Source organism: Terrisphaera buseokensis, from assembly GCF_047521145.2.
GTDB lineage: Bacteria > Verrucomicrobiota > Verrucomicrobiia > Opitutales > Opitutaceae > ER46.
Genome location: NZ_CM134186.1, coordinates 5876105 through 5900276 on the forward strand (window position 1 = coordinate 5876105; position 24172 = coordinate 5900276).

21 protein-coding genes and 1 tRNA gene are annotated in these 24172 nt (G+C 66.1%); 5 read left to right on the forward strand and 17 right to left on the reverse strand.

Annotated features, from left to right (window positions below; translation table 11 throughout):
• Positions 1-7 precede the first annotated feature (7 nt).
• The 7 genes from xdhA to aceB all read right to left on the reverse strand — a co-directional run bounded on the left by xdhA (position 8) and on the right by aceB (position 9994).
• A complete protein-coding gene (gene xdhA / locus ACLJEU_RS22045) occupies positions 8-3892 on the reverse strand; it encodes a xanthine dehydrogenase small subunit (RefSeq protein ID WP_414663924.1) in 3885 nt (1294 codons plus the stop codon).
• Positions 3893-3927: 35 nt separating this feature from the next.
• Positions 3928-4680, reverse strand: coding sequence for a (S)-ureidoglycine aminohydrolase (gene allE / locus ACLJEU_RS22050; RefSeq protein ID WP_414663912.1), 753 nt, complete (start codon positions 4678-4680; stop codon positions 3928-3930).
• A gap of 74 nt (positions 4681-4754) precedes the next feature.
• Positions 4755-6119: an allantoinase AllB gene (allB, locus tag ACLJEU_RS22055; protein ID WP_414663913.1), complete on the reverse strand. Its 1365-nt coding sequence runs from the start codon at positions 6117-6119 to the stop codon at positions 4755-4757.
• A 20-nt stretch (positions 6120-6139) separates the two neighbouring features.
• Positions 6140-7366 carry an allantoate amidohydrolase gene (locus ACLJEU_RS22060; RefSeq protein WP_414663914.1) on the reverse strand — a complete coding sequence of 409 codons (1227 nt, stop codon included), beginning with the start codon at positions 7364-7366 and terminating at the stop codon, positions 6140-6142.
• A gap of 4 nt (positions 7367-7370) precedes the next feature.
• The gene (gene uraH / locus ACLJEU_RS22065) at positions 7371-7715 is read right to left on the reverse strand and encodes a hydroxyisourate hydrolase (protein ID WP_414663915.1); all 345 of its coding nucleotides are present in this window, start codon (positions 7713-7715) and stop codon (positions 7371-7373) included.
• A gap of 80 nt (positions 7716-7795) precedes the next feature.
• Positions 7796-8302, reverse strand: a complete 507-nt coding sequence (gene uraD / locus ACLJEU_RS22070; RefSeq protein ID WP_414663916.1) for a 2-oxo-4-hydroxy-4-carboxy-5-ureidoimidazoline decarboxylase — start codon at positions 8300-8302, stop codon at positions 7796-7798.
• Positions 8303-8404: 102 nt separating this feature from the next.
• The gene (gene aceB, locus ACLJEU_RS22075; RefSeq protein ID WP_414663917.1) at positions 8405-9994 is read right to left on the reverse strand and encodes a malate synthase A; all 1590 of its coding nucleotides are present in this window, start codon (positions 9992-9994) and stop codon (positions 8405-8407) included.
• A 110-nt stretch (positions 9995-10104) separates the two neighbouring features.
• Between aceB and ACLJEU_RS22080 the strand changes: the two genes are divergently transcribed.
• From ACLJEU_RS22080 to ACLJEU_RS22090, 3 genes are all read left to right on the forward strand, one after another.
• Complete coding sequence (locus ACLJEU_RS22080) at positions 10105-10575, forward strand: nucleoside deaminase (RefSeq protein ID WP_414663918.1); 471 nt, start codon at positions 10105-10107, stop codon at positions 10573-10575.
• Between the two features lie 292 nt (positions 10576-10867).
• The gene (locus ACLJEU_RS22085; protein ID WP_414663919.1) at positions 10868-12415 is read left to right on the forward strand and encodes a S1C family serine protease; all 1548 of its coding nucleotides are present in this window, start codon (positions 10868-10870) and stop codon (positions 12413-12415) included.
• Between the two features lie 102 nt (positions 12416-12517).
• Positions 12518-13171: a ClpP family protease gene (locus ACLJEU_RS22090; RefSeq protein WP_414663920.1), complete on the forward strand. Its 654-nt coding sequence runs from the start codon at positions 12518-12520 to the stop codon at positions 13169-13171.
• A gap of 26 nt (positions 13172-13197) precedes the next feature.
• Here the strand turns inward: ACLJEU_RS22090 and ACLJEU_RS22095 are convergent, their stop codons facing one another.
• The 7 genes from ACLJEU_RS22095 to ACLJEU_RS22125 form a co-directional block, all read right to left on the reverse strand.
• Positions 13198-13689 carry a transposase gene (locus ACLJEU_RS22095; RefSeq protein ID WP_457795291.1) on the reverse strand — a complete coding sequence of 164 codons (492 nt, stop codon included), beginning with the start codon at positions 13687-13689 and terminating at the stop codon, positions 13198-13200.
• An 89-nt stretch (positions 13690-13778) separates the two neighbouring features.
• Positions 13779-14264 carry a helix-turn-helix domain-containing protein gene (locus ACLJEU_RS22100; protein WP_414662711.1) on the reverse strand — a complete coding sequence of 162 codons (486 nt, stop codon included), beginning with the start codon at positions 14262-14264 and terminating at the stop codon, positions 13779-13781.
• Positions 14265-14589: 325 nt separating this feature from the next.
• Positions 14590-16266: a TIGR03790 family protein gene (locus ACLJEU_RS22105; protein WP_414662712.1), complete on the reverse strand. Its 1677-nt coding sequence runs from the start codon at positions 16264-16266 to the stop codon at positions 14590-14592.
• A gap of 7 nt (positions 16267-16273) precedes the next feature.
• On the reverse strand, positions 16274-17350 hold the full coding sequence (locus tag ACLJEU_RS22110; protein WP_414662713.1) for a phospholipase C/P1 nuclease family protein: 1077 nt from the start codon (positions 17348-17350) through the stop codon (positions 16274-16276).
• Between the two features lie 21 nt (positions 17351-17371).
• Positions 17372-18502 (reverse strand): N-acetylmuramoyl-L-alanine amidase family protein, encoded by a 1131-nt coding sequence (locus ACLJEU_RS22115; protein ID WP_414662714.1) that lies wholly within the window; start codon positions 18500-18502, stop codon positions 17372-17374.
• Between the two features lie 13 nt (positions 18503-18515).
• On the reverse strand, positions 18516-19220 hold the full coding sequence (infC, locus tag ACLJEU_RS22120; RefSeq protein ID WP_414662715.1) for a translation initiation factor IF-3: 705 nt from the start codon (positions 19218-19220) through the stop codon (positions 18516-18518).
• Between the two features lie 90 nt (positions 19221-19310).
• Positions 19311-19730 carry a HesB/IscA family protein gene (locus tag ACLJEU_RS22125; RefSeq protein WP_414662716.1) on the reverse strand — a complete coding sequence of 140 codons (420 nt, stop codon included), beginning with the start codon at positions 19728-19730 and terminating at the stop codon, positions 19311-19313.
• A 583-nt stretch (positions 19731-20313) separates the two neighbouring features.
• On the opposite strand from ACLJEU_RS22125, the gene ACLJEU_RS22130 reads away from it, so the two are divergent.
• Positions 20314-20811, forward strand: coding sequence for a GxxExxY protein (locus ACLJEU_RS22130; RefSeq protein ID WP_414662717.1), 498 nt, complete (start codon positions 20314-20316; stop codon positions 20809-20811).
• A gap of 32 nt (positions 20812-20843) precedes the next feature.
• Here ACLJEU_RS22130 and ACLJEU_RS22135 read toward each other — a convergent pair.
• From ACLJEU_RS22135 to asd, 3 genes are all read right to left on the reverse strand, one after another.
• A tRNA-Leu gene (locus ACLJEU_RS22135) sits at positions 20844-20927 on the reverse strand.
• A 93-nt stretch (positions 20928-21020) separates the two neighbouring features.
• Positions 21021-22589: an amidase gene (locus ACLJEU_RS22140; RefSeq protein WP_414662718.1), complete on the reverse strand. Its 1569-nt coding sequence runs from the start codon at positions 22587-22589 to the stop codon at positions 21021-21023.
• Positions 22586-23485, reverse strand: a complete 900-nt coding sequence (asd, locus tag ACLJEU_RS22145) for an archaetidylserine decarboxylase (protein WP_414662719.1) — start codon at positions 23483-23485, stop codon at positions 22586-22588. The genes ACLJEU_RS22140 and asd overlap by 4 nt, the downstream gene beginning before the upstream one ends.
• A 199-nt stretch (positions 23486-23684) precedes the next feature.
• Here asd and ACLJEU_RS22150 point away from each other — a divergent pair, with 199 nt between their 5' ends.
• On the forward strand, positions 23685-24143 hold the full coding sequence (locus ACLJEU_RS22150; protein WP_414662720.1) for a transposase: 459 nt from the start codon (positions 23685-23687) through the stop codon (positions 24141-24143).
• Positions 24144-24172 lie beyond the last annotated feature (29 nt).

Sequence of the window (24172 nt, forward strand, 5' to 3'; positions counted from 1 at the left end):
CCCACTCTCACCCCCGCCGCGCAATCGCCGCAAACACCGCTTCACCCGTCGCCGGCGACGCCAGCGTGACTTCACCACCGGCGGGGCCGAAATTGCCGACGGCGTCACGAATCGCCTCGCGCACGGAGATGGCCAGCATCAGCGGGGGCTCGCCGACCGCCTTGCTGCCGTGCACCGCGTGGGTGTTCGTCGCGTGCGGCAGCAGCGTCACGTTGAACTCCATCGGCGCGTCGCTGATCGCCGGAATCTGGTACGTGCTCGCACTGTGCGTCAGCAGCCGGCCCTTGGCGTCCCACTTCAGCTCTTCGCTCGTCAGCCAGCCCATGCCCTGCACGAACCCGCCCTCGATCTGGCCGCGATCGACGCCGGGGTTCAACGAATCGCCGACATCGTGCACAACATCGACCCGGACCACGCGGCTCATGCCGGTGTAACCGTCGACCTCGACCTCGCTGACCGCCGCACCGCACGCGTAGTACGCGAACGGCCGGCCCAGCGCCTTCGCCCAGTCCCAGTGAATGCCCGGCGTCGCGTAAAAGCCGGTCGACGACAGACTCACGCGCTCGACGTAACATTGCACCGCGACCTTCGCAAACGGCAGGCGCAGGTCGGGCCGCGCCGAACTCCACACGCAGCCGTCTCCAAAAATCACCTCCGCCACATCCACCGGCGGCAGCGTCTTGGTCCCTCGCAGCGGATTCGCGATGTCGACGCCCAAGTCGCTGCGCAGCGATCCTTCCGCCGCGGCGGTGAGCACGCGCGCCGCAATCGGTGCCATCCGTTCGCGCAAGGTAACGCAGGCCACCCGCACCGCGGCACCGTTGAGATCCGCACCTGCCGAAGCCGCCGTCGCCGAGGTGTTGGGCACCTTGTCAGTGCTCGTCCTCATCATCCGGATACTCGCCGCCGGCAGGCCCAGTTCGCGCATCGCCACGCCCAGGATCTTCGTGTGGAGCCCCTGCCCCATTTCCGTGCCGCCGTGGTTCACCTGCACGGTGCCATCCTGATAAATGTGCACGAGCGCGCCGCCCTGGTTGTAGTGCGTGAGCGTGAACGAAATTCCGAACTTCACCGGCGTGATCGCGAGGCCGCGTTTCACCCGGGCGTGAGTTTGGTTCCATCGCTCGACCTCCTGCCGCCGCTCTTCGAACCGCGCCTGCGTCTTCACCGCGTGCCAGATCGTCTGCAGCCGGTGGTCGCCGACGTCCTCGCCGTAATGCGTGCGGTTGGTCTCACCGGTGCCGTGATAGAAATTCCGCTCGCGCACGACCTCGGGCGCCAGGCCGAGCGTGCGCGCGATCCGCGCCATGATTTCCTCGATCACGAGCAGGCCCTGGGGTCCGCCGAAACCGCGAAACGCCGTGTTCGACGCGACGTTGGTTTTCGCCGCGCGCCCAGTCACGCGCAACGCCGGCAGGTAATACGCGTTGTCGACGTGAAACATCGCCCGCTCGAGTACCGGCTGCGATAGATCCAGCGACCAGCCGCCGTCGGAAATCAGATCGATCACTGCGCCCTGAATGCGGCCGTCGGCATCGAAACCGACCTCGAAAACCGAGTGGAACGGATGGCGTTTGCCCGTCAGCGTCATGTCGACATCGCGATCCCACTGCACGCGAACCGGCCGTCCCGTCTTCACCGCGGCGAGCGCCACCAGCGCGGCCGGCGTGTTGCCCTGCGTCTCCTTGCCACCGAAGCCGCCGCCCATGCGCGGGGCCTGCACCACAATCTTGTTGCGTGGAAGATGCAGCACTTCCGCCACGATGGCCTGAATCTCCGACGGATGCTGGGTCGACGAGCTGATGAACACGTCGCCTTCGTCGCCGCACTCCGCCCAAGCAGCGTGAGTCTCGAGGTAGAAATGCTCCTGCCCGCCGAACGCGAACTCGCCCTGTAGGCGCCGCGGCGCCGCCGCCACGGCCGCAGCCGGTTCACCGCGCGTGATCACCCGCAGTGGGTTGTGAAAACTGTCGCGTGCCACGGCGTCGGCGATCGTGAGCACCGCCGGCAGCGGCTCGTACTCCACCTCGACCAGCGCCGCCGCAGCCCGGCACGCGGCCACCGACTCGCCGACCACGAGCGCCACGATGTGGCCGTGGAAAAGCACTTCGTCCGCGGCCAGCAGCGACTCGTCGTGCCGCGCCACGCCCACGTTGTTCTCGCCGGGAATATCCTCGGCCACCAGCACCGCAGCCACGCCCGGCGCCGCCCGGGCCGCCGTCACGTCGCGTCGTAGTATCCGCGCCCGCGCGTGCGGCGCCAGCACGGGCCAGACGTCCAACATGGGCCGCTGCTGCGCCGTGTCGTCGACGTAATGGGCGCGGCCCGTGACGTGCCCGACCGCGCTCTCATGCCGCAATTGCTTCGACGGATCCGGCGCAGTCCACGCGGCGCCACCGGTAAACGACGGCGGCGCGTCGACCGCCAGACTGGTTTCGCCGGCGACAAATTTATCCCACGCCCCCACGACGACGCCCCGACGATAGGCCGCGCTGCCCCGCACATCGTCGATGGGTTTGAATTCGCTGCGCAGGATCTCGGCGACGCTGTCACGCGCCTCCGCGAGCGACCGTCCCTCCAAGGCCGCCTCCGCCTTGCGCGCGCGCACGGGCTGGGCTGCAACGCCGCCATAAGCGATGCGCGCGCGGCGCACGATGCCGTCCGCATCGACGTCCACGCAGAACGCGCCCGCGACGATGCTGATGTCGAGTTCGCGTCGGTGGGAAATCTTCTGGAAATCCGCGCGCCGCGTCAGATCCGACGCCGCCCACGCATGCGGGAGCACAATTTCCTTCATCACCTCGTCGGGCCGCAGCTGCGTTTGACGATAGCCGGTGAAAAACTCGTGCAGCGGCAGCGTGCGTTCGCCGAGCGTCGATGCCAGCACAACGCTCGCGTCGAGCGTCATCAGCACCGGCGCGCTGTCGCCGATCGGCGAGGCCGTCACCAGGTTGCCGCCGAGCGTGGCGCGGTTGCGAATCTGCCGTGACGCAAACACCGCGAGCATCTTCGCGAGCGACGGATATTCGCCCGCCAGCGCTTCCTCGATCGCCGTGAGCGTGGCCGCCGCGCCGATTCGCCAGTCCACCGGCGTGGACGTGATCCGCGTCAGCTCCGGCACGCCCTCGGTCGAGATCAGCGCAGGGAACCGCTTGAACTTCTTGTTCAGCTCCACGCCGATTTCGGTCGCGCCCGCGACCAGCACGGCATCCGCGAACTTCTTCTTCAATGCGAACAGTTCGGGCAGTGACGTGGGTCGGAAAAACCGTTCGCCGCCGCTCAGGTAGTTGAGCGCGCGCGCATCGGGCACCATCCACTCCAGACGTTTCGCGAGCGGATCGCCCTGGGACGACGGCGTCTGCGCGTCGCGCTGGCGAACGACCGCCGCCATCGCGTCACGAATTGGCCGATACCCGGTGCAGCGACAGAGATTGCCGCAGAGCTGATCGTTGATCTGGCACGGCTGCGTGACCTCGCGGCGGTGATACGCCTCGAACATCGACATCACGAAACCCGGCGTGCAGTAGCCACACTGCGAGCCGCCGTGCTCCACCAGCGCGGACTGGACGGGATGCAGCTGGCCGTCGCGCGCGAGACCCTCGACCGTCACCACCTCGCGGCCGGCAAACATCGGCAGCAGCGCGATGCAGCTGTTGATCGCGCGATAGGTCGGTTTCCCTGCCGCCGTCTGGTCAACGACGGCGACGGTGCAGGCCCCGCAATCGCCCTCGGCGCAACCGCACTTGGTGCCGACCCGCCCGGTGTGGCGCAGCCAGTCGAGCAGGGTCGTAGTCGGCGCCACGCCCGCCACTCGGACGGCCTCGCCGTTCAGGGTAAACTCCAGCACGTCCGTGACCGCCGCGCCCTGTGACCCGGCCGTGGTGTTGCTCATGGGACGCTTGTATTCACCGTGTGCACACGGGCAACTCAAAGCCCCCCGAGCGCCGCGCGATTCACGTCTTTGTAGTAAAGGTAACTGGCCGGCTGCCGGCCCATCGCGACGAACCATTGCGGACAATACGGCGCCATCCAAATCACGTCGCCCGCCGCCACCGGATACCACGAGTCCTCGAGCCGGTAAATGCCCTGGCCGGCGAGCATCAGCAGACCGTGCTCCATCACATGCGTCTCGACGAACGGCAGCGTCGCGCCGGGTTGATACGTGAAGACGTTCATCGCCAGATCGTAGGACGGCTCGTCCGGCAACAGCACCTTCAGCCGGGCGTCGGGATCACCCAGGAAAGCCTGGCCCTTCACATCGGCGGCGTCACCGAACACCACCCGCGGCGGCGGAAGTCCCGCTGACGGCACGAATTTCTTTTGGAAAAGCGTGACCCGCGTGCCGGCCTTGGGCGCCGTGATGGTCCAGGCCTTGCCCGCCGGCGCGAAAAAGAAACCACCGGCGCCGCACTTTCTTTTCTCCGACTCAATCGTGACCGTGGCGCCGCCCGTCTCGATATAACCGGCGGTCTCGAGATCGTTGGCCGGCAGCTCGACGCGTCCGTCCGCCTCAAACGTCACGAGCAGCTGCGCGAACTTCGCGCCGAGCGCCTCGTTGATCAGGATGACGGTCGCGGCACCCACGATGCCGGGAATGACACTCTTGACGTGACCATCCGGCGCAATGAGCGCGTGGCGGGCGGCAATGCGGGTGCGAGTCTGGCCAAAGGGCAAAGTCATGGGAGGAAGCTACTCCGACTACAGCAAATGGACAGCCACTTTGCAGCCGAAAAGCGGAATGCGGCCGCGGTTGGTCACGCCTTGTCCGGCCGTAGGAATTTCCCGGGCGCAGGCAGATTGACCAGCCGGCCCGCGGCCAACAGCGGCTGGCCGCGAAGGTAGGTGTCGGTGACGCGCGCCTTGGTCTTGCGACCGACATACGCACTGATGCGGTGGCGCGTCCACAGGTCATCCGCGGCAATCGTGTGACTCCGGCCAAACTCGACCAGGCTGAAGTCGGCATCGTGGCCCGTGGCCAGCAACCCCTTGCGTCCATCAATCCGAAAACGACGCGCGACATTTCGCGCCAGCACGGCGGCCAGCCGGGGCAGATCCGCCTCGGCGGTGGCCGCACACTCCGACAGGAGCAACTGCGCGCCGTGCTGCACCCCGGCGATGCCGCCCCAGATCTTGAAGAAGTCCGGTGACGTCTTCAGCTCCGCCGGCGCCGGCGAGTGGTCTGAACCCACGGTGTGGATACGGCCGGCACGGAGTTCCGCCCACAACGCCTTGCGCCGCTTCTCGTCGCGAATCGGCGGCGCGCACTTCGCCGCCGCACCAATGCGAGCGACGTCCTTGTCGTTGAGCAGGAGATAGTGCGGACAGGTTTCCGCGGTCACATCGATCCGCTGGTCGCGCGCCGCCTCGACCAGCGCCACGCCTTCGGGACTGCTCACGTGCACGATGTGCAGCGCGCAGCCGGTTTCACCCGCAATCTCGAGCGCGGTGCGGATCGCCTCGAGTTCGACCTCGACCGGACGCGATTCCAGCCAGGCCTTGGCGTCGCTGCGGCCCTTGGCCTGCTGCAGCGCGGTGAACTTCGTCGCGAGCGCGTCGTCCTCGGCGTGCACCGCCACAATCATGCCCAGCCGGGCCGCGCGCTTCATGCCTTCGCGCAATACCGTCGCGGATACGTGCGGAAAACTCGCGATGCCGCTGTTCGACATGAAGGCCTTGAAACCAATCGCGCCGGCGTCACGCAACGACGCCAGCTTGTCGAGGTTCTGCGGCGTGAGTCCGCCCCAAAGCGCAAAATCCGTGCACGACTTCGCCTCGGCCAGCAGCCGCTTCTCGCGAAAGTGAGCCGAATCCACCACCGGCGGCTCCGAATTCAGCGGCATGTCGAAGAACACCGTGCCGCCACCGGCCGCGAGCGCCGCTGATCCGGACGCCAGTCCTTCCCAGTCCGCGCGGCCCGGCTCGTTGAAATGCACGTGCGCATCCACGATCCCGGGAAACACATAGCGCCCGGCGGCCTCGAGCGTCGTGACCGCCTCCTCGTCGATTTCCGGCGCCACCCGCACGATGCGGCCTTCAGCCACGCCGAGGTCGAGCGGCTGCACGCCCTCGGGCGTCACCACGTTTCCACCCCGGACCACCAGATCGAGTTTGCTTAGCATGGGAGATCGCGCCGAACGGTTCAGCCCGCGAAGCGCTCAAGGAACGTCAGGGTCGCGCGCAATGCAACGCGCAGATCCTCCGGCGCGGCATATTCGTCCGGATGGTGGCTCCGCCCGGCCCGGCACCGCACAAAGAGCATCGCCACCGGCGTGAGCGCAGACATCACGACCGCATCGTGGCCGGCCCCGCTCACGAGCGCGGGGCAGCGGCCCTGCAGCTTGCGCACCGTCTCCGCGAGCACCCGCGTCAGTTTCGGATCGCACGCCACGGCGTTGCCGTCCTGCGTCAACTCCCACGTGCAGCGCAAGCCGCGCCGGCGGGCAATCCACTCCGCGAGGCCCAACATGCGGCTCAACGCCGCGCGGCGGGCGCGATCCCGCGGATGGCGCACGTCCAGCGAAAGCGTCACCTCGCCCGGAATGACATTCGGCGCGCCCGGACTCACCGCGAGCGTTCCCACCGTGGCGACGAGCGGCGGGCGAGTCCGGGCGATGCCTTCAACGGTGCTGATAAACGCCGCGGCGCCGGCGAGCGCGTCGCGCCTCAGGCCCATCGGCGTGGTGCCCGCGTGGCCGGCCTGACCGTAAAACGTGAGCCGGCCGCGCGACTGGCCCGCGATGGCGGAGACGACGCTCACGGCCAGGTCCTGGGCTTCGAGCACCGGCCCCTGCTCAATGTGCACCTCCAGATAACCCAGCAAATCGCTGCGGCGATGCGCGGCCCGCGGCAGCGTGAACGTTTCGCCGTTGAGCGTCTCCAGCGTATCACGCACCTGGATGCCGTCGGCGTCGCGTAGCTTCAAGTCGGCCGCCCGCAACGTGCCGGTGAAGCCCTTGCTCCCGAGATAGGCGCTGCTGAAACGCACGCCCTCCTCCTCGGAAAAACCCAGGACCTCGACCGCGTACGGCAGGATCCGACCCTGCTGTCGCAACATGTCGAGCGCGACCAGCGGCAGCAGCACGCCGAGCGCGCCGTCGAAGCGGCCGGCATCGCGCACGGTGTCGAGGTGAGAGCCGAGCAGCAGCGTCTTCGCTCCCGGACGACTGCCTTCGAGTCGGCCGATGAGATTGCCCACGGAATCTTCGCGCACGGCGAGGCCGGCGGCGCGCATCCATTCGCCCACGCGCGCGTTCGCGCGGCGCATGGCCGGCGACAGAAACGTGCGGGTCAGCTTGCCCGGCTCGTCGGTGATCCGCGCGAGTTCGTTGAGCCAGCGCGTCAGCTGCTGCGTGGGTTCGCGGGCCATCGTGTCAGCTTCCCCGATACGTATTGTAGGCCCAGGGCGTCACGAGCAGCGGCACGTGATACCCGGCGTTGACATCGGTGATCGTGAAGCGAATCGGCACGTCATCGAGAAACGGACACTCGACGCCCCGCGCGGCAAAGTAGGCCCGCACGTGAAACACCAGTTCGTAGGCACCGGTCGCCATGTCCTCCGCCGCAAGGAGCGGCGCATCGGTGCGGCCGTCGGCGTTGGTCGTCACCGTTTTCAGCCGGACGCTCGCCCCGCCCCGGCGCCATAATTCGACGACCATGCCGGCGGCCGGCGCGCCACGCGTGAGATCGAGGACGTGAGTGCTGAGTTTGGCGGGCATGGCACTCGTTTAGACAGAATGAACAAAATGGACAGAAGAAGAATCTGCCCCGGCCCATTCCGGCCATTCTGTGAATTCTGTCATCTCATCAGATCCGCGAGTCGCAGCTGCGCGATCTTTTCGATTTCGCCGAGGGCGGTTTGAAACTCGGCCTCCGCGGAGTGGTGCACGCGCGCCTGCATCGCGGCGAGGATGGCGTCGCGGGCGTTGAGTCGCGCACAGATGATGAAGGGAAACCCGAAGCGCGCGCGGTAGGCGGTGTTGAGCTGCTGGAACGTCGCCAGCTCCGCCGCACTGAGCTGGTTGAGCCCGGCGCTCGCCTGTTCCCGCGTGGATTCCGCCGTGAGCTGCTGCTGCTGCGCGAGGCGTCCCGCGAGATCCGGGTGGGCGTTGACGAGCGCCAGCTGACGGTCGCGCGAAGCGGCGCGCATCGTCGCACACAGCGCAGCGTGCAGGTGTGCGGCATCGCGAAACGGCCGGTGCGGCCACGTCTCGTCCGCCACCCACGGCGAATGCTCGAACAGGTGCCCGAGCGCCGCAGTGAAGGCGGAGCGATCGAGGGTGTTGAGGTGATGCAGGGAAGTCATGGCTGTGCTACGCCGGTAGGGCGACCGTCCTTGGTCGCTTTGACCCACCGACAAACCCAAGGCAGGCGACCGGGGGCGGTCGCGGTCCAGGAGTCACTTCACTCACGGCAGGAGTTCGTACGCGGGGAGCGACAGGAATTCGTCGAACTGCTCGCTCTTCGACATGCGCATGAACAGCTCCACCGCATCCTTGAAGTGCCCGGAGTCGTAGCGTTCAGCGCCATATTCGGCGCGAATCTTCGCGAGCTCGTCGGCCAGCAGGCGGTCGTACAACTCACCGGTGATCGGACGGCCGTCGTCGAGTTTCGCGCCATAGCGCAGCCACTGCCATAACTGGGAACGCGAGATCTCCGACGTCGCGAGATCCTCCATCAGGTTGTGAATCGGTTCCGCGCCGGAGCCGCCGAGCCAGGCCTCGAGGTAGCGGACGCCCACGTGCAAATTCCAGCGCACACCCTTTTCCGTGATCGGTCCGCGCAAGGGTTCGAGCAGCATCGCCGCGGTCACCGGCGTGGCGTGCAAGCGGTGCAATTGATTCGGGCCTTTCATGTGCTGGCCAAACGCCTCCAGCGCCGCCTGCACGAGGCCCGGGTGCGCGACCCAGGTGCCGTCGTGTCCGTCGCGCGCCTCGCGTTCCTTGTCGGCGCGCACCTTGGCCAGCGCGGCCTCGTTCGCGGCCGGATCGTTCTTGATCGGAATCTGCGCGGCCATGCCGCCCATCGCGTAGGCGCCGTGACGGTGACACACGTTGATCACATGCAGCGCGTACGCCCGCATGAAGGGCACCGTCATCGTGATCAGCGTGCGATCGGGAAACAGGTACTCCGGCCGGTTGCGGAGTTTTTTCACGAAGCTGAAGATGTAGTCCCAGCGTCCGCAGTTGAGCCCGCTCGCGTGCTCGCGCAACTCGTACAAAATCTCTTCGGCCTCGAACGCGCCGAGGATCGTCTCGATGAGGACCGTCACGCGCACGCTGCCGCGCGGCACCCCGAGCGCCGCCTGCGCGTGGAGGAAGACATCGTTCCACAGTCGAGCCTCGAGGTGGCTCTCCATTTTCGGGAGGTAGAAGTACGGGCCGCTACCGCGCGCGAGCAGTTCCTTCGCGTTGTGGAAGAAATAAAATCCCCAGTCGAACAGCGACGCCGGGACGCGTTGGCCGCCGAGCAGCACGTGCTTCTCCTCGAGGTGCCAGCCACGCGGCCGCGCCACGATCGTCGCCGTCTTTTCCTTCAGCGCGTAAGCTTTCCCTTCGGGCGAGGTAAACGTGATCGTGCGGCGAATCGCGTCGCGCAGATTGATCTGGCCCTCGATCACATTCTCCCACGTGGGCGAGTTGGCGTCCTCGAAATCAGCCATCCAGCACTGCGCGCCGGAGTTGAGCGCGTTGATCGCCATCTTGCGATCGACGGGTCCGGTGATTTCGGTGCGACGGTCGACGAGGTCCGGAGGCGGCGGCGGCACACGCCAGTCACCACCGCGAATGGCGGCGGTCTCGGGCAGGAAGCCCGGGAGCTTGCCGGCATCGATTTCCTTCTGCCGCTCGACGCGGCGGGCGAGGAGTTCGGCGCGGCGCGGCCCGAAACGCGTCACGAGATCCGCCACGAAACGACACGCCTCGGGCGTGAGAATTTCTGCGTAACGCGCGGGCAGCGGCGCGATGATCTCGAGGCCGGAAATGACAGGATGACTCATGGAAAATTGAATACGCCACCACCCAACGTTCAGAACAACGGAAAGCGGACGATGCTTATGGCGTTGTCAGGTGTCAGCACGATATTCACCGTCTGCTCCCCAAAGAATTCATGAGTCAGGAAAATATCATGCGTGAGGCGATTAAGGCCGCGGAAGCCGGCATGCGCGGCGGTCGCGGCGGGCCGTTCGGTTGCGTGATTGTGCGCCGGGGCGCCGTTATCGCGCGCGGCAGCAACCAGGTCACGTCGACCAACGACCCGACCGCGCACGCCGAGATCACCGCCATCCGTGCGGCCTGTGCGTCGCTGCAGACGTTTCAACTCGACGACTGCGAACTCTACACCAGTTGCGAGCCGTGCCCGATGTGTCTCGCCGCCGTCTACTGGGCCCGCATCCCGCGACTGTTCTACGGGAACACGCGCGCCGACGCCGCGGCGATCGGCTTCGACGACGACTTCATCTACCAGCAGATCCCGTTGCCGCCCGAGCAACGCGCAATCGCGATGCAACCGCTCCTGCGCGACGAGGCGCAGGTGGCGTTCAAGGAATGGCAGGCGAAGCCGGACAAGGTGAAGTATTGAGGGGAGGAAGTTTAGAAGTGAGGGCTGTAGGGCAGGAGTTGAGAGTTGAGGGCTGAGAGTTGAGAGAGAAATCGGAATGGACCTTTATATGAGCTAAGGCTCGGCCGGAACCAGATCGCTGTTCGATTCGCAGTGCCAGCGCCCCGTCCCCTGTCCTCTGTCCCCTGTCTACCGTCCCCTGCCCGTTTCCGGATTCCGGTCTCCGGTCTCCGGTTTTGGCACTCCGGTTTCCCGAACCTCTCTTTCGAAAAACACTGGCCTTCTCCCCGGGCCGGAGTTGCCTAGCGGAGTCATGCTTTCCCCGCTGCGCTTCGGCGCCCTGCTGTCCGTCCTGACACTTGTGCCCCTGTTCAACGCTCCGCTGTTGGCGGCGGACAGCCCCACCCCGGCCGCTCCCCCGGAGAAAGCGGCGACCGTCGAAAACTCCGTCGTGAAGGTATTCTCCACGACCCGCTTTCCGGATCCGTACAAGCCGTGGACGAAGCAGGCGCCGCGCGAGTCGACCGGCACGGGCGTCATCATCGAGGGCAAACGCATCCTCACCAACGCGCACGTGGTGCTCTACGCGAGCCAGGTGCAGGTGCAGGCCAATCAGTCGGGCGACAAATTTTCGGCCACGGTGGAAAGCATCGCCCAGGGCATCGATCTCGCGGTGCTCAAGCTGGAGGACGAATCGTTCTTCGAGGGCCGCGCCCCGCTGCCCCGGGCCACCCGGCTGCCGGCAGTGAAGGATTCCGTGATGGTCTACGGCTTTCCGACCGGCGGCACCACGCTCTCGATCACGAAGGGCATCGTCTCGCGGATTGATTTCACGCTCTATAATTTTCCGACCTCGGGCCTGCGCATCCAAATCGATGCCGCGATCAATCCGGGCAACAGCGGCGGTCCGGCGGTCGATGACAACAAGATGATCGGCCTCGCCTTCAGCCGGCTCGGCGGCGGCGACAACATCGGCTACATCATCCCGTGCGAAGAGGTGGAGCTGTTTCTCAAGGACGTCGCCGACGGCCGTTACGACGGCAAGCCCGCGATCTTCGACTCGCTGCAGACGTTCGAGAATCCCGCGCTGCGGCCGTTTCTTAAAGTGGCGCGGGGCGTCGACGGCATGATCGTGACCGAGACCGACACCAGCGAAGCCGGCTATCCGCTGAAGACCTGGGACATTCTCACCCGGATCGGCGACACGCCGATCGACAACGAGGGCATGGTCAAGGTGGGCGACATCCGCGTGCGTTTTCAGTACATGCTGCAGAAGGTAGCGGCGAACGGCCGCGTGCCGCTCACGGTCGTCCGCGAGGGCAAGGAGTTAAAATTGGAGCTGCCGGTGGCAGCGCGCCGCCCGATGCTTATCCCCGATCTCGACGGCACGTATCCGTCATACTTCGTCTACGGCCCGCTGGTGTTCTCGTCGGCCACGCAGCTGTTTCTCGCCGGCTTGAACAATGCCGCGGCCGCGCTCGCCGCCGGCGGCAGTCCGCTCTCGACGCGGCGATCGGATCGGCCGGCTTTCCCCGGCGAGGCACTCGTGGTCGTCGCGTCACCCTTCTTCCCGCACAAACTCTCGAAGGGTTATTCGCAGGCGCAGTCGGGCGTCGTCGAAAAGGTCAACGGGATCACGATCAAGAATCTCGAGCACCTCGTCGCCACCCTGCGGGACGCGACAGACGAGTTCGTCGTCCTGGAGTTTGCGGGCCGGAAGTACGAGACGCTGGTGTTTCCGCGGAAGGACATGGTGGCGGCCACCGAGGAAATCCTGAGCGACAACGGCGTGCGTTCCCAAGGCTCGCCCGACACGCTCGCCGTCTGGAACAAGCCCGCCGGCAGCCGTCCGGCGCAGTAACCGAATCGCGGGTACGGTACGACGGGCGGGCGTGAAACCCGCACGAATCCGTCCCACGTCGCCACTTGCCAATCCGGACAACCCACTCACACTTTTCCCTCTATGCATTTCGATAACCTCCAGCCTGGACTCTCCGAACCGGTGCCGCGTCTCGATGATGAGGATGACGATGACGACGAGAAGGACGAAGCGAAGGCCCAGAAGAACACGCCGGTCGCGATGCTCATTCAGCGGAAGTTTCTCGAACAGCGGAAGATTTTCCTCTGGGGCGCGGTCACCGACGCGACCGCCAAGGACATCACGGAGAAACTCCTGTACCTTGAGGGCACGGCGCCCGGGAAGGACATCACGTTTTACATCAACTCTCCGGGCGGCTCCATCACGGCGGGCATGGCGATCTATGACACCATGAAGCTCGTCACCTCGCCGATCACCGTGGTCGTCACGGGCATGGCGGCTTCGATGGGTTCGATTCTGCTCTGCGGCGCCTCCCCGGGCCGTCGCCTGCTCTACCCGCACTCGCGCGTGCTGATTCACCAGCCGCTGATCTCGGGCCGCATGATCGGACCGGCGAGCGACATCAACATTCAGGCGAAAGAAATGGAGAAGCTCCGCCAAGAGTTGAACCAGATCCTCGCCACTTCGTCCGGCCAGCCGCTGGAACAGATCAACAAGGACACCGACCGCGATTTCTATCTGAACGCCAAAGAGGCGATCGTGTACGGGCTGGCTGACAAGATTGTGGATAAGGTCTAATACCAATCGCCGTTATTAATTAGACTTTAGGTTGGCGCGCCAGCGTTTACGCCGTCGAGTAGCCAGCCGCGGCCAATCAACTCCGCGACGCGGGCGCTCTCGGTGCGCCACGGTCGCAGCGCGGCGAGCAGATGATCTTCGAGGCGGCGCAGGCTCGGATAGAGTCGATTGCAGATCTGGTCCTTCACCAAGTCACCGAGTTTCTCGACCGGATTGAGTTCTGGGCTATAGGGCGGCAAGGGCAGCAGTCGGACGTTCTTGGGCAAGCGCGGATCAGCGAGTGGCAGGTGGAAGCCGGCCTGGTCTTGGATCACGACATGCAACGCCGCCGGGTCCGTGGCGCCGAGCTGTTGAAGAAACAGCGCATGCACGTCTTGGTCGATGCACGGGGTGAACAGTAGTTCCAGGCGGTTGGCGCCATCGACTTCCAGCGCCTCGTGGAGGTAGCCCCACTGATAACGCGTCGCATACGGGGCGTGCACGCGGACCCCGCGTTGGCCCCAGACCCGACGGATCACGGGCAACAAGCCATAGCGGTGCTCATCGAGCACCCACAACCGCACCGGTTGTCCGGTGCGCGCGGCCGGACCGGCGAGCGCTTCCAGTTTCAGGGGCAGTTCGACTTTGAAGGCCGCGGCTTTCGCGGGATCCTTTTCGCATGGCTCTTGCGGGGCACTTTGAGCTTACCGCCCAACCGGCGCAGCACCTTGAGGGCACCGCTCTCACTGAGGGTTTTGCGGGTGCGCTTCTTAATCCAAGCTTGGGCGTCCTTCGCTCGCCGGAACTGCCCGGCGGCCAACCGTTCCAGGAACTCGGTTTGCACGGCCCCACGCACGGCCGGCCGGTTTCCCGGCGCCTTGCCCCGCTGCAGCAGAGCGGCCACGCCGCCGGCGACGACCTTGTCCCGATACGTGAACACCGTCTGCCGCGACACATCCGCAATCTTCATGATCTCCGCCACCGTCAGTTCGTGCTGCGCGATCAGCCGCACCACCAGCAGCCGCCGCCGCGCCCAGTCCGGCTGGGACTGCGTCCACGCCGCCTCAATCTGTGCCACCACTTCCTCGCCCAGTTTCGGTAGAGTTCTCGCCATGCCCCCGGACTGCTCCAAAGCGACCTGCTTGTATAGTCTAAATGTTAGAGGCTGTTGGTATAAGCCGGACTCATGCAGTTGAAGGTTGAAGGGTGAAAGTTGAAAGAACCGGAAGTAGACCCAAGCACCGTCGATTGGGTTCGAATTCAGTCACGCATCAGTCGATGGAAACCTGCCCGCACCTTAGGACCGTTGCCTGCTGCTGGTGATCGGGGGCTTTCAACCTTCAACTTTCACCTTTCCACTGAGTGGTTCCGGCTGAGCGAAGCGTCCACGCGCATCGCTCCCCACGCACTCAGCCACTCAAGGCGGACTTCGGTCCGCCTTATTTTTTTGGCGACGGCGGAGCAAGGCGCGTGAGTTCATCGCGCCACGTCCGCGCCAACGCGGCTTCGCCCGACGCCTCCGCGACCCGGATCGCGTCCGGCAACCACTGGGCGCGCACCTCCCGGGGAATTGACGCGCCCGCCAGCAAGTTCCGCCACACTGCGCACGCCGCGTCGGGTCGCGCACACGTTTCAAGCAGCAGCGCGATTTCCGCGACCAAGCCCCAGTCGCTTGGCTCAACGTGATTCCGTTGCGCGACCCACTCGAGCGCAGCCGCGGCCGCCGCGCGGTCGCCGCGCTCGAGTTGTCGTCGGGCCACACTCGCGCCCAAAGCTAGGCCGGGCGCGGCGCGCAGGGCGTTCACCGCCACCGCTGTAGCCTCGTCCCGGCGTCCCGCTGCATCGAGCTGCGCGACGTGGCGCAGGACGGAATACGCCGCCAGAGCCGGCGGGAGGCGGTCGCCTTGCTCCCGCTGCCGCTCCAGCGAGACGGCAAACGGCCGGTACAACGGATCGCCGATCAGCACCGCCTGCCAGCTCAGGGCCGGCAGCGAGTAAAAGGCGGCGTCGACCAGCGAGTCACCGCGAGCCAGCGCACGGATCAACAAGTCCGGGCGGTGCGTGAATTGCAGATACGGCTCGTAGACATTGCCCACCGTTGCCGTCACGCCGCGATCAACGAAACCTGCTGTCCACCCGCGCGACTCCGCGCGCAGCGAAGCGGCGGAGAAGCTGTGAATGTGGAACGCGATCGCGCCGGGCGGAAACCGGAAGCCTGGCACGGTGAACGGCCCGTTGAGTTCGCTCGCGTACCAGCCGAAATAAAGCACGGGGGCGTCAAAGCGCGCGGCGACCGGCAGGGTCGCCTCCGCGCGATCCACCTGCACGTCGAAGCTCAACCGCCCGAGCTGTTCCGCCACGGACTCCAGCCACGCGTTGCCCGTCGCCTCGCGATGACCGAGATCGACATACGCGCGACCAAGCAGGCCGGTGCGTTCGGCGGCCACAGCGCGATCGACGAGGCCCAGGGCCGCGTCGGCGGTCGGTCCATCCAGCCGGCTGACCTTCACCACCTGGCCGAGGTCAAAAGGCGTCGGCCGCTCGTTTTGGTACAGCGGATTCGAGACCAGCGACGTCACCGGATAATTCGGTTGCGCGAGCAGGGCGAGTTCACTGTCCACCGCGCCGGCTTTGGTGCGAAACTCCCGCCGGCTCGTGAGCGGCGGCACGTCCGTCAGCAGCGCGGGATCGGACGCGATCTTCAACGGCACGCCGCGACACACCACGAGCGCGGCGATCTGGTGACCCCGCGGGGCATACTTGCGACGGCCGACCGGATCGGTGAGCGCCATGGGCGTCGCGTCGATCCACTGCGCCGCGACCAACTGCTCCAGCAGCGGCCCCCACAACGTCACCACGAATTCGCGCCACGAGATCTCCTCGTCCCGCGCCAGCGGCAACGCGATCACGTTCTCGGCCGGCACGCCGCGCACCGCTGCATAGTGCCGCGCGATGCGCAGCGAGTCGGGATCGGTGGCGTTGGCGAGCACCACGACGCGCGAGGCGAGCACCGGCTCGTCGCCCCACCCCGTCGCCAGCGCGACCCACCACGCCAGAGCGACGGCGAACGTCCGGCCTGGTCCCCGGCCACCGGCCTGAGCGAGCGGCGCGGCCACCGGCAGATTACGGCGTGGCCGCGGGCTTGGCGGGAGCCGCGGGCGCGCGGCCGGCCGTTTCGCGCTTGATGAGCACGCCGCGCAGATACGTATCCGGTACAGCCCCACGATAGGCCGTCAACCAGAGCGAGCCCAGCATGCGGCCGCCCTCAAGCAGCCGCGCTTCGATGAACTGGCGCGCCTCATCGGTCATCGGCTGCTCGCCGTGGCCGAGTTTTCCCGCCTTCTCCAGCTGGTAGAGCGGCTCGACCTGACGGTGCTGGGTCCGCAGGTAGTCGAACACCGTCACAAAAAGCGGGTCGCGCTTGTCGGGCCGCGCCGCGAGTGAAAACACCTCGGCGGCGCCGACGCGCGGCCGCAACGCCGGGGTGCGAATTTCGGCTTTGGCAATGATCCCGCCATCGACCCACGAGTGCAGGCCGCGCCACGTCGTGTAGCCGTTGGGATTCGCCCCGGACCAGCCGTTGAAATGCTTGGTGGTGTGCAGCGGTTGCGCGAGGTCGCCGACATAATGTCCCATCGTGCCCATGAGCGCGACGATGTTGGCCTGGGCGTTGGTGATTTCGTCGTGCGTCCCGAGCTCCTCGAAGACTTTCAGATAGGAAAACGCGGACCGCAGCCGGCCGAAATATTCCGTGATCGCCCACGGCGCAAAGCCGGGCCACTCGGCGGTGTGATCCTGGTTTCGCGCCGGATCGATCGGCGCGAAATTCTGCGGGTGCGCCGCGCGTCCGGCGGCAAACTGCACGATGAAGTCGTAGCGAAACGAGGTGACCGTCTCGAGATCGATGCCCGCCTCGGGCAGGTACTCGAGATCGCAGAAGTGGTCCGTCCAGCTGCCGCCCGACTGCTTGAGCGGGAGGTCGGGCGCGTTGCGCCAGCGATCCGGCTCGCCCGCGAGAAACGCCACGCGCTCGGCGTTCGCGACCGCGTGCACGAATGACGGAAACTCCCTGGGCAGCGACGCCAGCGCCAGCTGGTTCACGATCCGGTGACCCTCATAGTCCCAGGCGAGGCCGGACGAAGCCGGCAGCAGGACCGCGAGGCAGAGGGCGCCGGCAAGGCGGAAGGAACGGAGGTGCATGGGAAAAAGGATACGCTTCGGTCAGTTGGCTGCCTTCACCGGGCGCGGGCCCCGCGCCGAGGACGCCGCCGACTTGCCGCGCGGCGGATCGACGAGCGTCGCGTAGTCGCGAATGCCGTTCGCCACGGCGACGGCGAGCTTCTGGCGATAGTCGGACGTCGCGATCTTCTTGGCCTCCGCGCTACTGGTCAGAAAGCCACACTCGATCAGGACGCCCGGACACTCCAGGGACCGCAGAACGCCCCAGTGGGCGATCTTCTTGCCGCGATCGTAGGCCTTCAGATCGGTGACGAAACGCCGGTGAATGGTGTGAGCGAGAATCACGCTCCAATGGTCGAACCGGTTCACCGGCATCTCCGTCAACTCGAGGTGCGGGTCGTCCTTCCGTTTCAGGCTCCACCACTCGGCCGAGTGCTGCGCGCGCGGCGCAAACGTGAACACCTCGACGCCCGACGTGCGGCTGTCGTTCGGCACGGCGTTGAAGTGAATGCTGACGAAGAGGTCCGCGCGATTCGTATTCGCAATCTCAGCACGCTGGCCCAGCTCGAGGAAGACATCGCTGTCGCGGGTGAGAATCACGCGGTAGCCGGACGCCTCGAGCAGCCGCCGGGCGCGCCGGGCGACATCGAGCGCGTAGGTCTTTTCGTTCACGCTGGTGCCGTTGTCCCGGCCGCCGTGGCCGGGATCGAGCACCACGGTTTTCAACTCCCGTCGCTGGGGCACACCGAAACCCGGGCGCAGCATCGGTGTCAGGCAGCGTTCAAAATCGATCCGGCTCACGTAGAGCTGGCGGCCGGCGTCGAGCACGGGATCGCCGAGGAATACACGCAGGCCGTTCACGGTGATGTCGCGCGAATCGTTCTCGAGTTCAGCGCGACCCGACGGACCGGTCAGCGTGACGCGCCGGCCGCGCTCGAAGGTGGCGAGCCGGAGGCTGAGGCGGGTGGCGACGTCGGCGACGCTCACGTACTCCACGCCGCCGATTTTCGTCGTGGGGATCGCTCCCGACGGACTCGCGCCAGTGGCGGCCGGTGCAGAGACTGAGCCGGGGCGGGACGGATTGACCCGCGCGGCAGGCTCGGCCCCGCGCGCGTCAAAGGACGCATGCAGGGCCAGCAGGAGAGCGAACAACCTGAGCGCCGCCGTAACCATGGCGGCGACAGGTTTAGGCGGTGCCGGGCGAGGAATTCGAGTCTGAACGCTCGTCCTCACGCTCGTTTTCGCCCGAGTCGCCGTCCTTCGACGGATCGTGCTCGGCGCGGTTTTCGTCCGGCTCGTGAAACTTCGGCTTCCGCTTGTTAACGGGCAGCGGCGTCAGCATCACGTGAATGTTACGGCCGATCAATTTGGGTTCGGCATCCGGGTGGCCCATACCGGCGAGTTCGGTGACGGCCTTCTTCATGACATTGAAGCCAAGATCCGTGTGGGCCATTTCGCGGCCGCGGAACTTGAGCCGCATCTTCACCTTGTTGCCGTGGTCGAGGAATTCCTCGGCGTGGCGCAACTTCGTCTCGAAATCATGCTGCTCGATGCGCGCAGTGAATTCGATTTCCTTGATCTTGCTCGCGGTGGATTTCGAGTGCGACGTCTTCTTCTGTTCCTCGTAGACGTACTTGCCGAAATCCATGATGCGGCACACCGGGGGCGTGGCATTGGGCGCGACCTCGACCAGATCGAGTCCGTTTTCCAAGGCGAGATTCACCGCTTTGGCGGTATCGAGAATCCCGAGTTGCTTGCCTTCCGGTGAAATCACCCGGACCTGGGGCACCTTGATACGATGGTTGCGGCGGATCGCCGCGAACGGGTCGACGTTACGACGCTGGTAAGAACCGGGGCGGCCGCCGCCGGCGGAAGGAAACGAATTGGCCATCAATAAGTATTGGACTGGTATCTGGTCACCGACGGTTTTCGCCCGGTCTCAGTGCGGGGGCAAGGCCTATTTGGCCCACGTTGTGGGGATTTACACACTGAAGCTTTCCCCGCAGGAACAACTCGCCTTGGCGTTGGGATTCGAAAATTTGAAGCCGCCCGCCACGAGCGCGCTCGAGTAGTCCACGTGCGTGCCCTTGAGATAAAGCGCGCTCTTGCTGTCGACCAGCACGCGCACCCCGCCGGTCTTGACGAGGATGTCACCCCGCTTCGGCTCCGCGACAAACTTCATTTTGTAACTCAGGCCGTTGCAGCCGCCGCCGCTGATCGCCACGCGCAGAAAGTCGCCCTGTTTCTCTCGCGCCATCAGCGCCGTGACCTTGGTGCCGGCGGCGGGAGTGAGCAGCACCAGCGTCTCGCTGCCCGCCCTGACTCCCTCGGGCAGTTCGCCCGGACGTGGCGACGGCGTCGCGACGGCGGACGGCAGAAGGGCGGCAGGAGCGGATTCCATTGCCCTCACCAAACGCGTCACCGGCCCCGGCGCAACTCTTTCGCACCGGTGGGCGGAAGGGCGGCTTCCATCGCGTACCTTCGCCGCTCTTCCTCGCGCTCGCGGACCCGCTGCTCCGCTGGCACCGCGAACACGGACTTGCCTTCGAGCACGCACCCCGGCCGTCCGGGCACACAATCGGTGTGCAGGCGGAGACAGTAGTCATCTTCTGGACGAAAATGCGGGCAGGAGAAACTCATGGTGAGGACGTCACCCTACCGCAGACGGAGGCCCGACGCCTTGACCGGCGTCAACCGCTGTGAGGGAAAAGTGGGGCGTGGTGATACTGCGCAGGAACTGGCTCACGCGGAGGCGCGGAGGCTTCAGACCATGCACTGAAGTAGGTCAATGCGCTGAAAATAAGCCTCGGCCCGAGACTTCCGACCGACCCGATGCGGGGCTCTTGCTCACGCGGAGGCGCGGCGACGCGGTCTGGAAAACACCTACTCCGGGCCGCGCCTCCGCGCCTCCGCGTGACCTTCCTACCGCGAATTGGGTCCTGCCTGGATTCGCCTGCGAGCCAAGTGCACCATATTCCGCCGACATGAAACCTCTCGATGACATCACCGGCGCAATCGTCGACGCCTCGTTCCACCTCCACCGGAATCTCGGTCCCGGCCTGTTGGAGTCGGTTTACGAAACGGTGCTGGCGAGGATGCTGGCCGTGCGCGGATTCGCAGCTGAACGCCAGAAACCCGTCCGCTTCGAGTACGAAGGCATGACTTTCGAGGAAGGACTCCGCGTCGATCTGCTCGTGGAGAAGCGGGTGGTGGTGGAGTTGAAGTCGGTGGAAAAGCTGGCGCCGGTGCACCCGAAACAGGTGCTCACCTATCTGCGCCTGTTGAACCTGCGCGTGGGCTTGCTCATCAACTTCGGTGCCCCGACCCTACGCGAGGGTTTGCAGCGCATCGTGCACGACCTCGACTCCTCCACGTCTCCGCGCCTCCGTGTGAACCAAAGCTCCGAAGGCGGGGAGAGTTCACATGGAATCGCGGAGCGCGCAGAGGAGTCACCCGCAACCAAGGCGAAAGGACCACCGTGAAGACATTCCGTCGTGCCGATCGACCCAACTTCTGGTGCCCGGGACAGGACTCGAACCTGCACACCTTACGGCAACGGCTTCTAAGACCGTCGTGTCTGCCATTCCACCACCCGGGCGACGGAGTTGGGCAACCCAATGTCGGCCGCGCCCCAGTTGGGATCAAGCGCCGAAATCCTCCGTCAGGCTCGGTCTAAGAGCCCGCGTACGGCTCACCGTCCGTCAATCGACGGCAACAGCGCCGGTTCGCGCCGCGCCTTCGTCCTGGCTTCGAAATCGGCCGCGAGTTCCAGCACGCGTGCATCGCTCCACGCCTTGCCGGTAAACGACAGGCCCACGGGCAAGCCTCGCACGGTCGCCGCCGGGACCGTCACACTCGGATAACCCGCGATTGCCGCGAGTCCCGAACTGCCGCCCGTGCTCGCCGAGGCGCCGCCATAAGCCGGATCGCCGAGCGCCGCCGGACCGGTCGTGAGCGACACGATCGCATCGAGGCGGTGCCGCGCCAGCAGCGCATCGATCCCTTGCGTGCGCGAAATCCGAATACACGCCGTCCGCGCGTCGAGATACGCCTTCTCGGTCAGCGGCCCCTTCGCCTCGGCCTGCACCAGCGTCTCCTGGCCGAAGATCGCCAGCTCCTCGGCGGCATGCGCCTCGTTGAAGGCAATGACGTCCGCGAGGCTTTTCACCCGCGCCCCGGGCGCGAGCTCCGCGAGGTACGCGTTGAGACCCACCTTGAATTCATAGAGCAGCACCTCGAAAGCCGGGCCGCTGAGCTGGCGCAGGCCGGCGTACTCGCCAAGATCGACCACCTCCGCCCCGGCCGCGCGGAGTTGCTCGATGGCGGTGTCCACCACCGGACCGAGCCAGGATCGAAAGCCAAAGGGTCCGCGCAACACCCCAACGCGCGCGCCGCGCAAGGCGCCTGGCGTCAGCTGCGACAAGCGCGCCGGATCGAAATCGGCCGGGATGTCACCCGTCGCCGCGTCGCGCAAGTCCACGCCCGCGAGCGCCTGCAGCACAATCGCCGCATCGCGCACGGTGCGCGTCATCGGACCGGCCGTGTCCTGCGATGCCGCGATCGGGATGATGCCGGAGCGTCCGACGAGGCCGACGGTGGGCTTGTATCCGACAATCCCGCACACCGAGGCCGGGGAGACGATCGAGCCGTTCGTCTCCGTGCCGATGGCGGCCACGCACAGATTCGCCGACACCGCGGCGGCCGAACCGGAACTCGAGCCGGAGGGATTGCGATCGAGCGCGTACGGGTTTCGCGTCTGGCCGCCCCGCCCGCTCCAGCCGCTGGTGGAGCTGTTGCCGCGGAAGTTCGCCCACTCGCTGAGATTGGTTTTGCCCAGAATAACGGCACCTGCCTCGCGCAACCGGACTACCACCTGGGCCTCGCGCGCAGGCTTCGAACCGACGAGCGCGAGCGAACCGGCCGTGGTCTCCATCCGATCCGTCGTGGCGATGTTGTCCTTGATCAGCACCGGGATGCCGTGGAGCGGACCGCGCACGCGTCCGCTGCGGCGCTCCGCGTCGAGTTGGTCCGCGATCGCGAGCGCGTCGGGATTGAGCTCGATGATCGCATTCAATTTCGGCCCGGCCTGATCGACCGCGGCGATGCGCTCCAGGTAGGCCGACGCCAGCGACCGCGCGGTGAGTTCGCCCGCGGTCATCCGGCGCTGCAGATCGTCGATGGTGGACTCAGCCAGCGGAAACGCGGCGTGCAACGACGCCGACAGCGCCAGGGCGAGCGTAGCGACGACGGCGGTTTTCATGTCAGCGTCCCGAGCCGATCGCCCATGCGCGCGTACGTTTCCACGTGATTGCGGCTTTGCTCGACCAGATCGGCGTCGAAGCGGATCCGCCCGGCCGCGAAGATCGTGATGACGCACGAACCGCCAAACGCGAAGAGCCCCTTCTCCTCGCCCTTTTGCACCGGACGACCGGGCACATAGCTCTGCTGGATGCTGCCGACATTAGTGGCGCCGACCTCGACCATGATCACCGTGCCGGCGCGGGGCGTTTCAATCAGCGTCACCACGCGCTTGTTCTCGATCAGGTAACGCAGGCGATGGCGCAGCGCGATCGGGCTGACGGAATACAGCCAGCCATTGATGAGGCGCGAGTCACCCGCAGTGCCACCGACCGGAAAGTGAAACCGGTGGTAGTCCACGGGACACAGCCGCGAGATCAGCATCGAGCCACCGGCGAACTTCGCGGCCAGCGCGTCGTCGCCGAGCAGCTCGGCCAACGAGAATTTGCTCCCTTTCACGTAAAAACCATCGGCCGTGTCGACGTTGGGAAACACCAGGTGCCGGCCATCGGCGGGGAAAACCGCCACCGCATCGCCGGCTGCGATCGGGCGCGCGTGCGGCTTCAGCGCGCGAAAGAAGAACTCATTGAAATTCTTGTAGTCGAAGGGCGATTTGGCGAACTCGTCGGCGTCGATGTCGTACTTCGCGATGAACGGCAGAATGCGCAACGCGCTCTCCGGCTTGCGCATCTTGTGGCCGTACCAGCGCGAAAAAAACGCGCGCCGCGTCAGCAGCCAAACCACGAACCGCCCCGCCGGATTATCGTACGCCAGCCGCATCCAGCGCTCGCCGAGCACGCGCTCGACTTCGACGGCCTGCTTATAGCGATGATAGAAACGGATGGGCGCGGCGGACATTTCTCCGAAACGGTGACGCCCGCCTAAGCCTTCGCAAGCCCGGGCATCGCGGCGGCGCCGGACGATGTCTTCGCTTCGCGATGAAGAGAAACCCACCGGGTGACGCAGCCCTCCCCAGCTGGCTCGTACTGCGATTTGGGGTCGCCGCGCACTCGCCGCACCGAAGACGTGAGCTCCAACTTTGCGCAGCGTTCCTGCCGTGCAAAGCCAAACTGTCCGTCCCCGCCCGTCCCTGCTGCAGCCGATCGTCGGTCTCACCGTGGTCACCCACGGCCGCCACGAGCAGCTCACCAATCCCAGCGCCCTGGAGACCCTGGCGTCACTCTGGCGGCAGTCGTCCGACTTCGACGGCTGGTACGTCGGCGACTATCTGCTGATGCCGGACCACGTCCATTTGTTCGCCCGCGCGTCGCACGAGGCGAAGCCGCTCCCCGCCTGGATCGCCACGTGGACCGCCATCAGTGCGCGCCGACTCGAACCGCTGCTGCGCACGCATTCGCCGTTCTGGGAACGTAGCTACTTCGATCGCTTTCTGCGCATCGACGACTGCTATGGGCTGGAGTGGGAGTACGTCAGCCTGAACCCGGTGCGACAGTCACTCTGCGCCGCGCCCGACGACTGGCCGTGGAAAGGCCGGGTGTTTGATCTGACGGTGTAGCGGCGGGACGTCTGCGCTCCAGCACGCGC

What these genes read in the sequence shown, in the direction of transcription:
- xdhA (WP_414663924.1), bottom strand. Translation starts at nt 3,892, where the DNA reads ATGAGCAACACCACGGCCGGGTCACAGGGCGCGGCGGTCACGGACGTG.
- allE (WP_414663912.1), bottom strand. Translation starts at nt 4,680, where the DNA reads ATGACTTTGCCCTTTGGCCAGACTCGCACCCGCATTGCCGCCCGCCAC.
- allB (WP_414663913.1), bottom strand. Translation starts at nt 6,119, where the DNA reads ATGCTAAGCAAACTCGATCTGGTGGTCCGGGGTGGAAACGTGGTGACG.
- ACLJEU_RS22060 (WP_414663914.1), bottom strand. Translation starts at nt 7,366, where the DNA reads ATGGCCCGCGAACCCACGCAGCAGCTGACGCGCTGGCTCAACGAACTC.
- uraH (WP_414663915.1), bottom strand. Translation starts at nt 7,715, where the DNA reads ATGCCCGCCAAACTCAGCACTCACGTCCTCGATCTCACGCGTGGCGCG.
- uraD (WP_414663916.1), bottom strand. Translation starts at nt 8,302, where the DNA reads ATGACTTCCCTGCATCACCTCAACACCCTCGATCGCTCCGCCTTCACT.
- aceB (WP_414663917.1), bottom strand. Translation starts at nt 9,994, where the DNA reads ATGAGTCATCCTGTCATTTCCGGCCTCGAGATCATCGCGCCGCTGCCC.
- ACLJEU_RS22080 (WP_414663918.1), top strand. Translation starts at nt 10,105, where the DNA reads ATGAGTCAGGAAAATATCATGCGTGAGGCGATTAAGGCCGCGGAAGCC.
- ACLJEU_RS22085 (WP_414663919.1), top strand. Translation starts at nt 10,868, where the DNA reads ATGCTTTCCCCGCTGCGCTTCGGCGCCCTGCTGTCCGTCCTGACACTT.
- ACLJEU_RS22090 (WP_414663920.1), top strand. Translation starts at nt 12,518, where the DNA reads ATGCATTTCGATAACCTCCAGCCTGGACTCTCCGAACCGGTGCCGCGT.
- ACLJEU_RS22100 (WP_414662711.1), bottom strand. Translation starts at nt 14,264, where the DNA reads ATGGCGAGAACTCTACCGAAACTGGGCGAGGAAGTGGTGGCACAGATT.
- ACLJEU_RS22110 (WP_414662713.1), bottom strand. Translation starts at nt 17,350, where the DNA reads ATGCACCTCCGTTCCTTCCGCCTTGCCGGCGCCCTCTGCCTCGCGGTC.
- ACLJEU_RS22115 (WP_414662714.1), bottom strand. Translation starts at nt 18,502, where the DNA reads ATGGTTACGGCGGCGCTCAGGTTGTTCGCTCTCCTGCTGGCCCTGCAT.
- infC (WP_414662715.1), bottom strand. Translation starts at nt 19,220, where the DNA reads ATGGCCAATTCGTTTCCTTCCGCCGGCGGCGGCCGCCCCGGTTCTTAC.
- ACLJEU_RS22125 (WP_414662716.1), bottom strand. Translation starts at nt 19,730, where the DNA reads ATGGAATCCGCTCCTGCCGCCCTTCTGCCGTCCGCCGTCGCGACGCCG.
- ACLJEU_RS22130 (WP_414662717.1), top strand. Translation starts at nt 20,314, where the DNA reads ATGAAACCTCTCGATGACATCACCGGCGCAATCGTCGACGCCTCGTTC.
- ACLJEU_RS22140 (WP_414662718.1), bottom strand. Translation starts at nt 22,589, where the DNA reads ATGAAAACCGCCGTCGTCGCTACGCTCGCCCTGGCGCTGTCGGCGTCG.
- asd (WP_414662719.1), bottom strand. Translation starts at nt 23,485, where the DNA reads ATGTCCGCCGCGCCCATCCGTTTCTATCATCGCTATAAGCAGGCCGTC.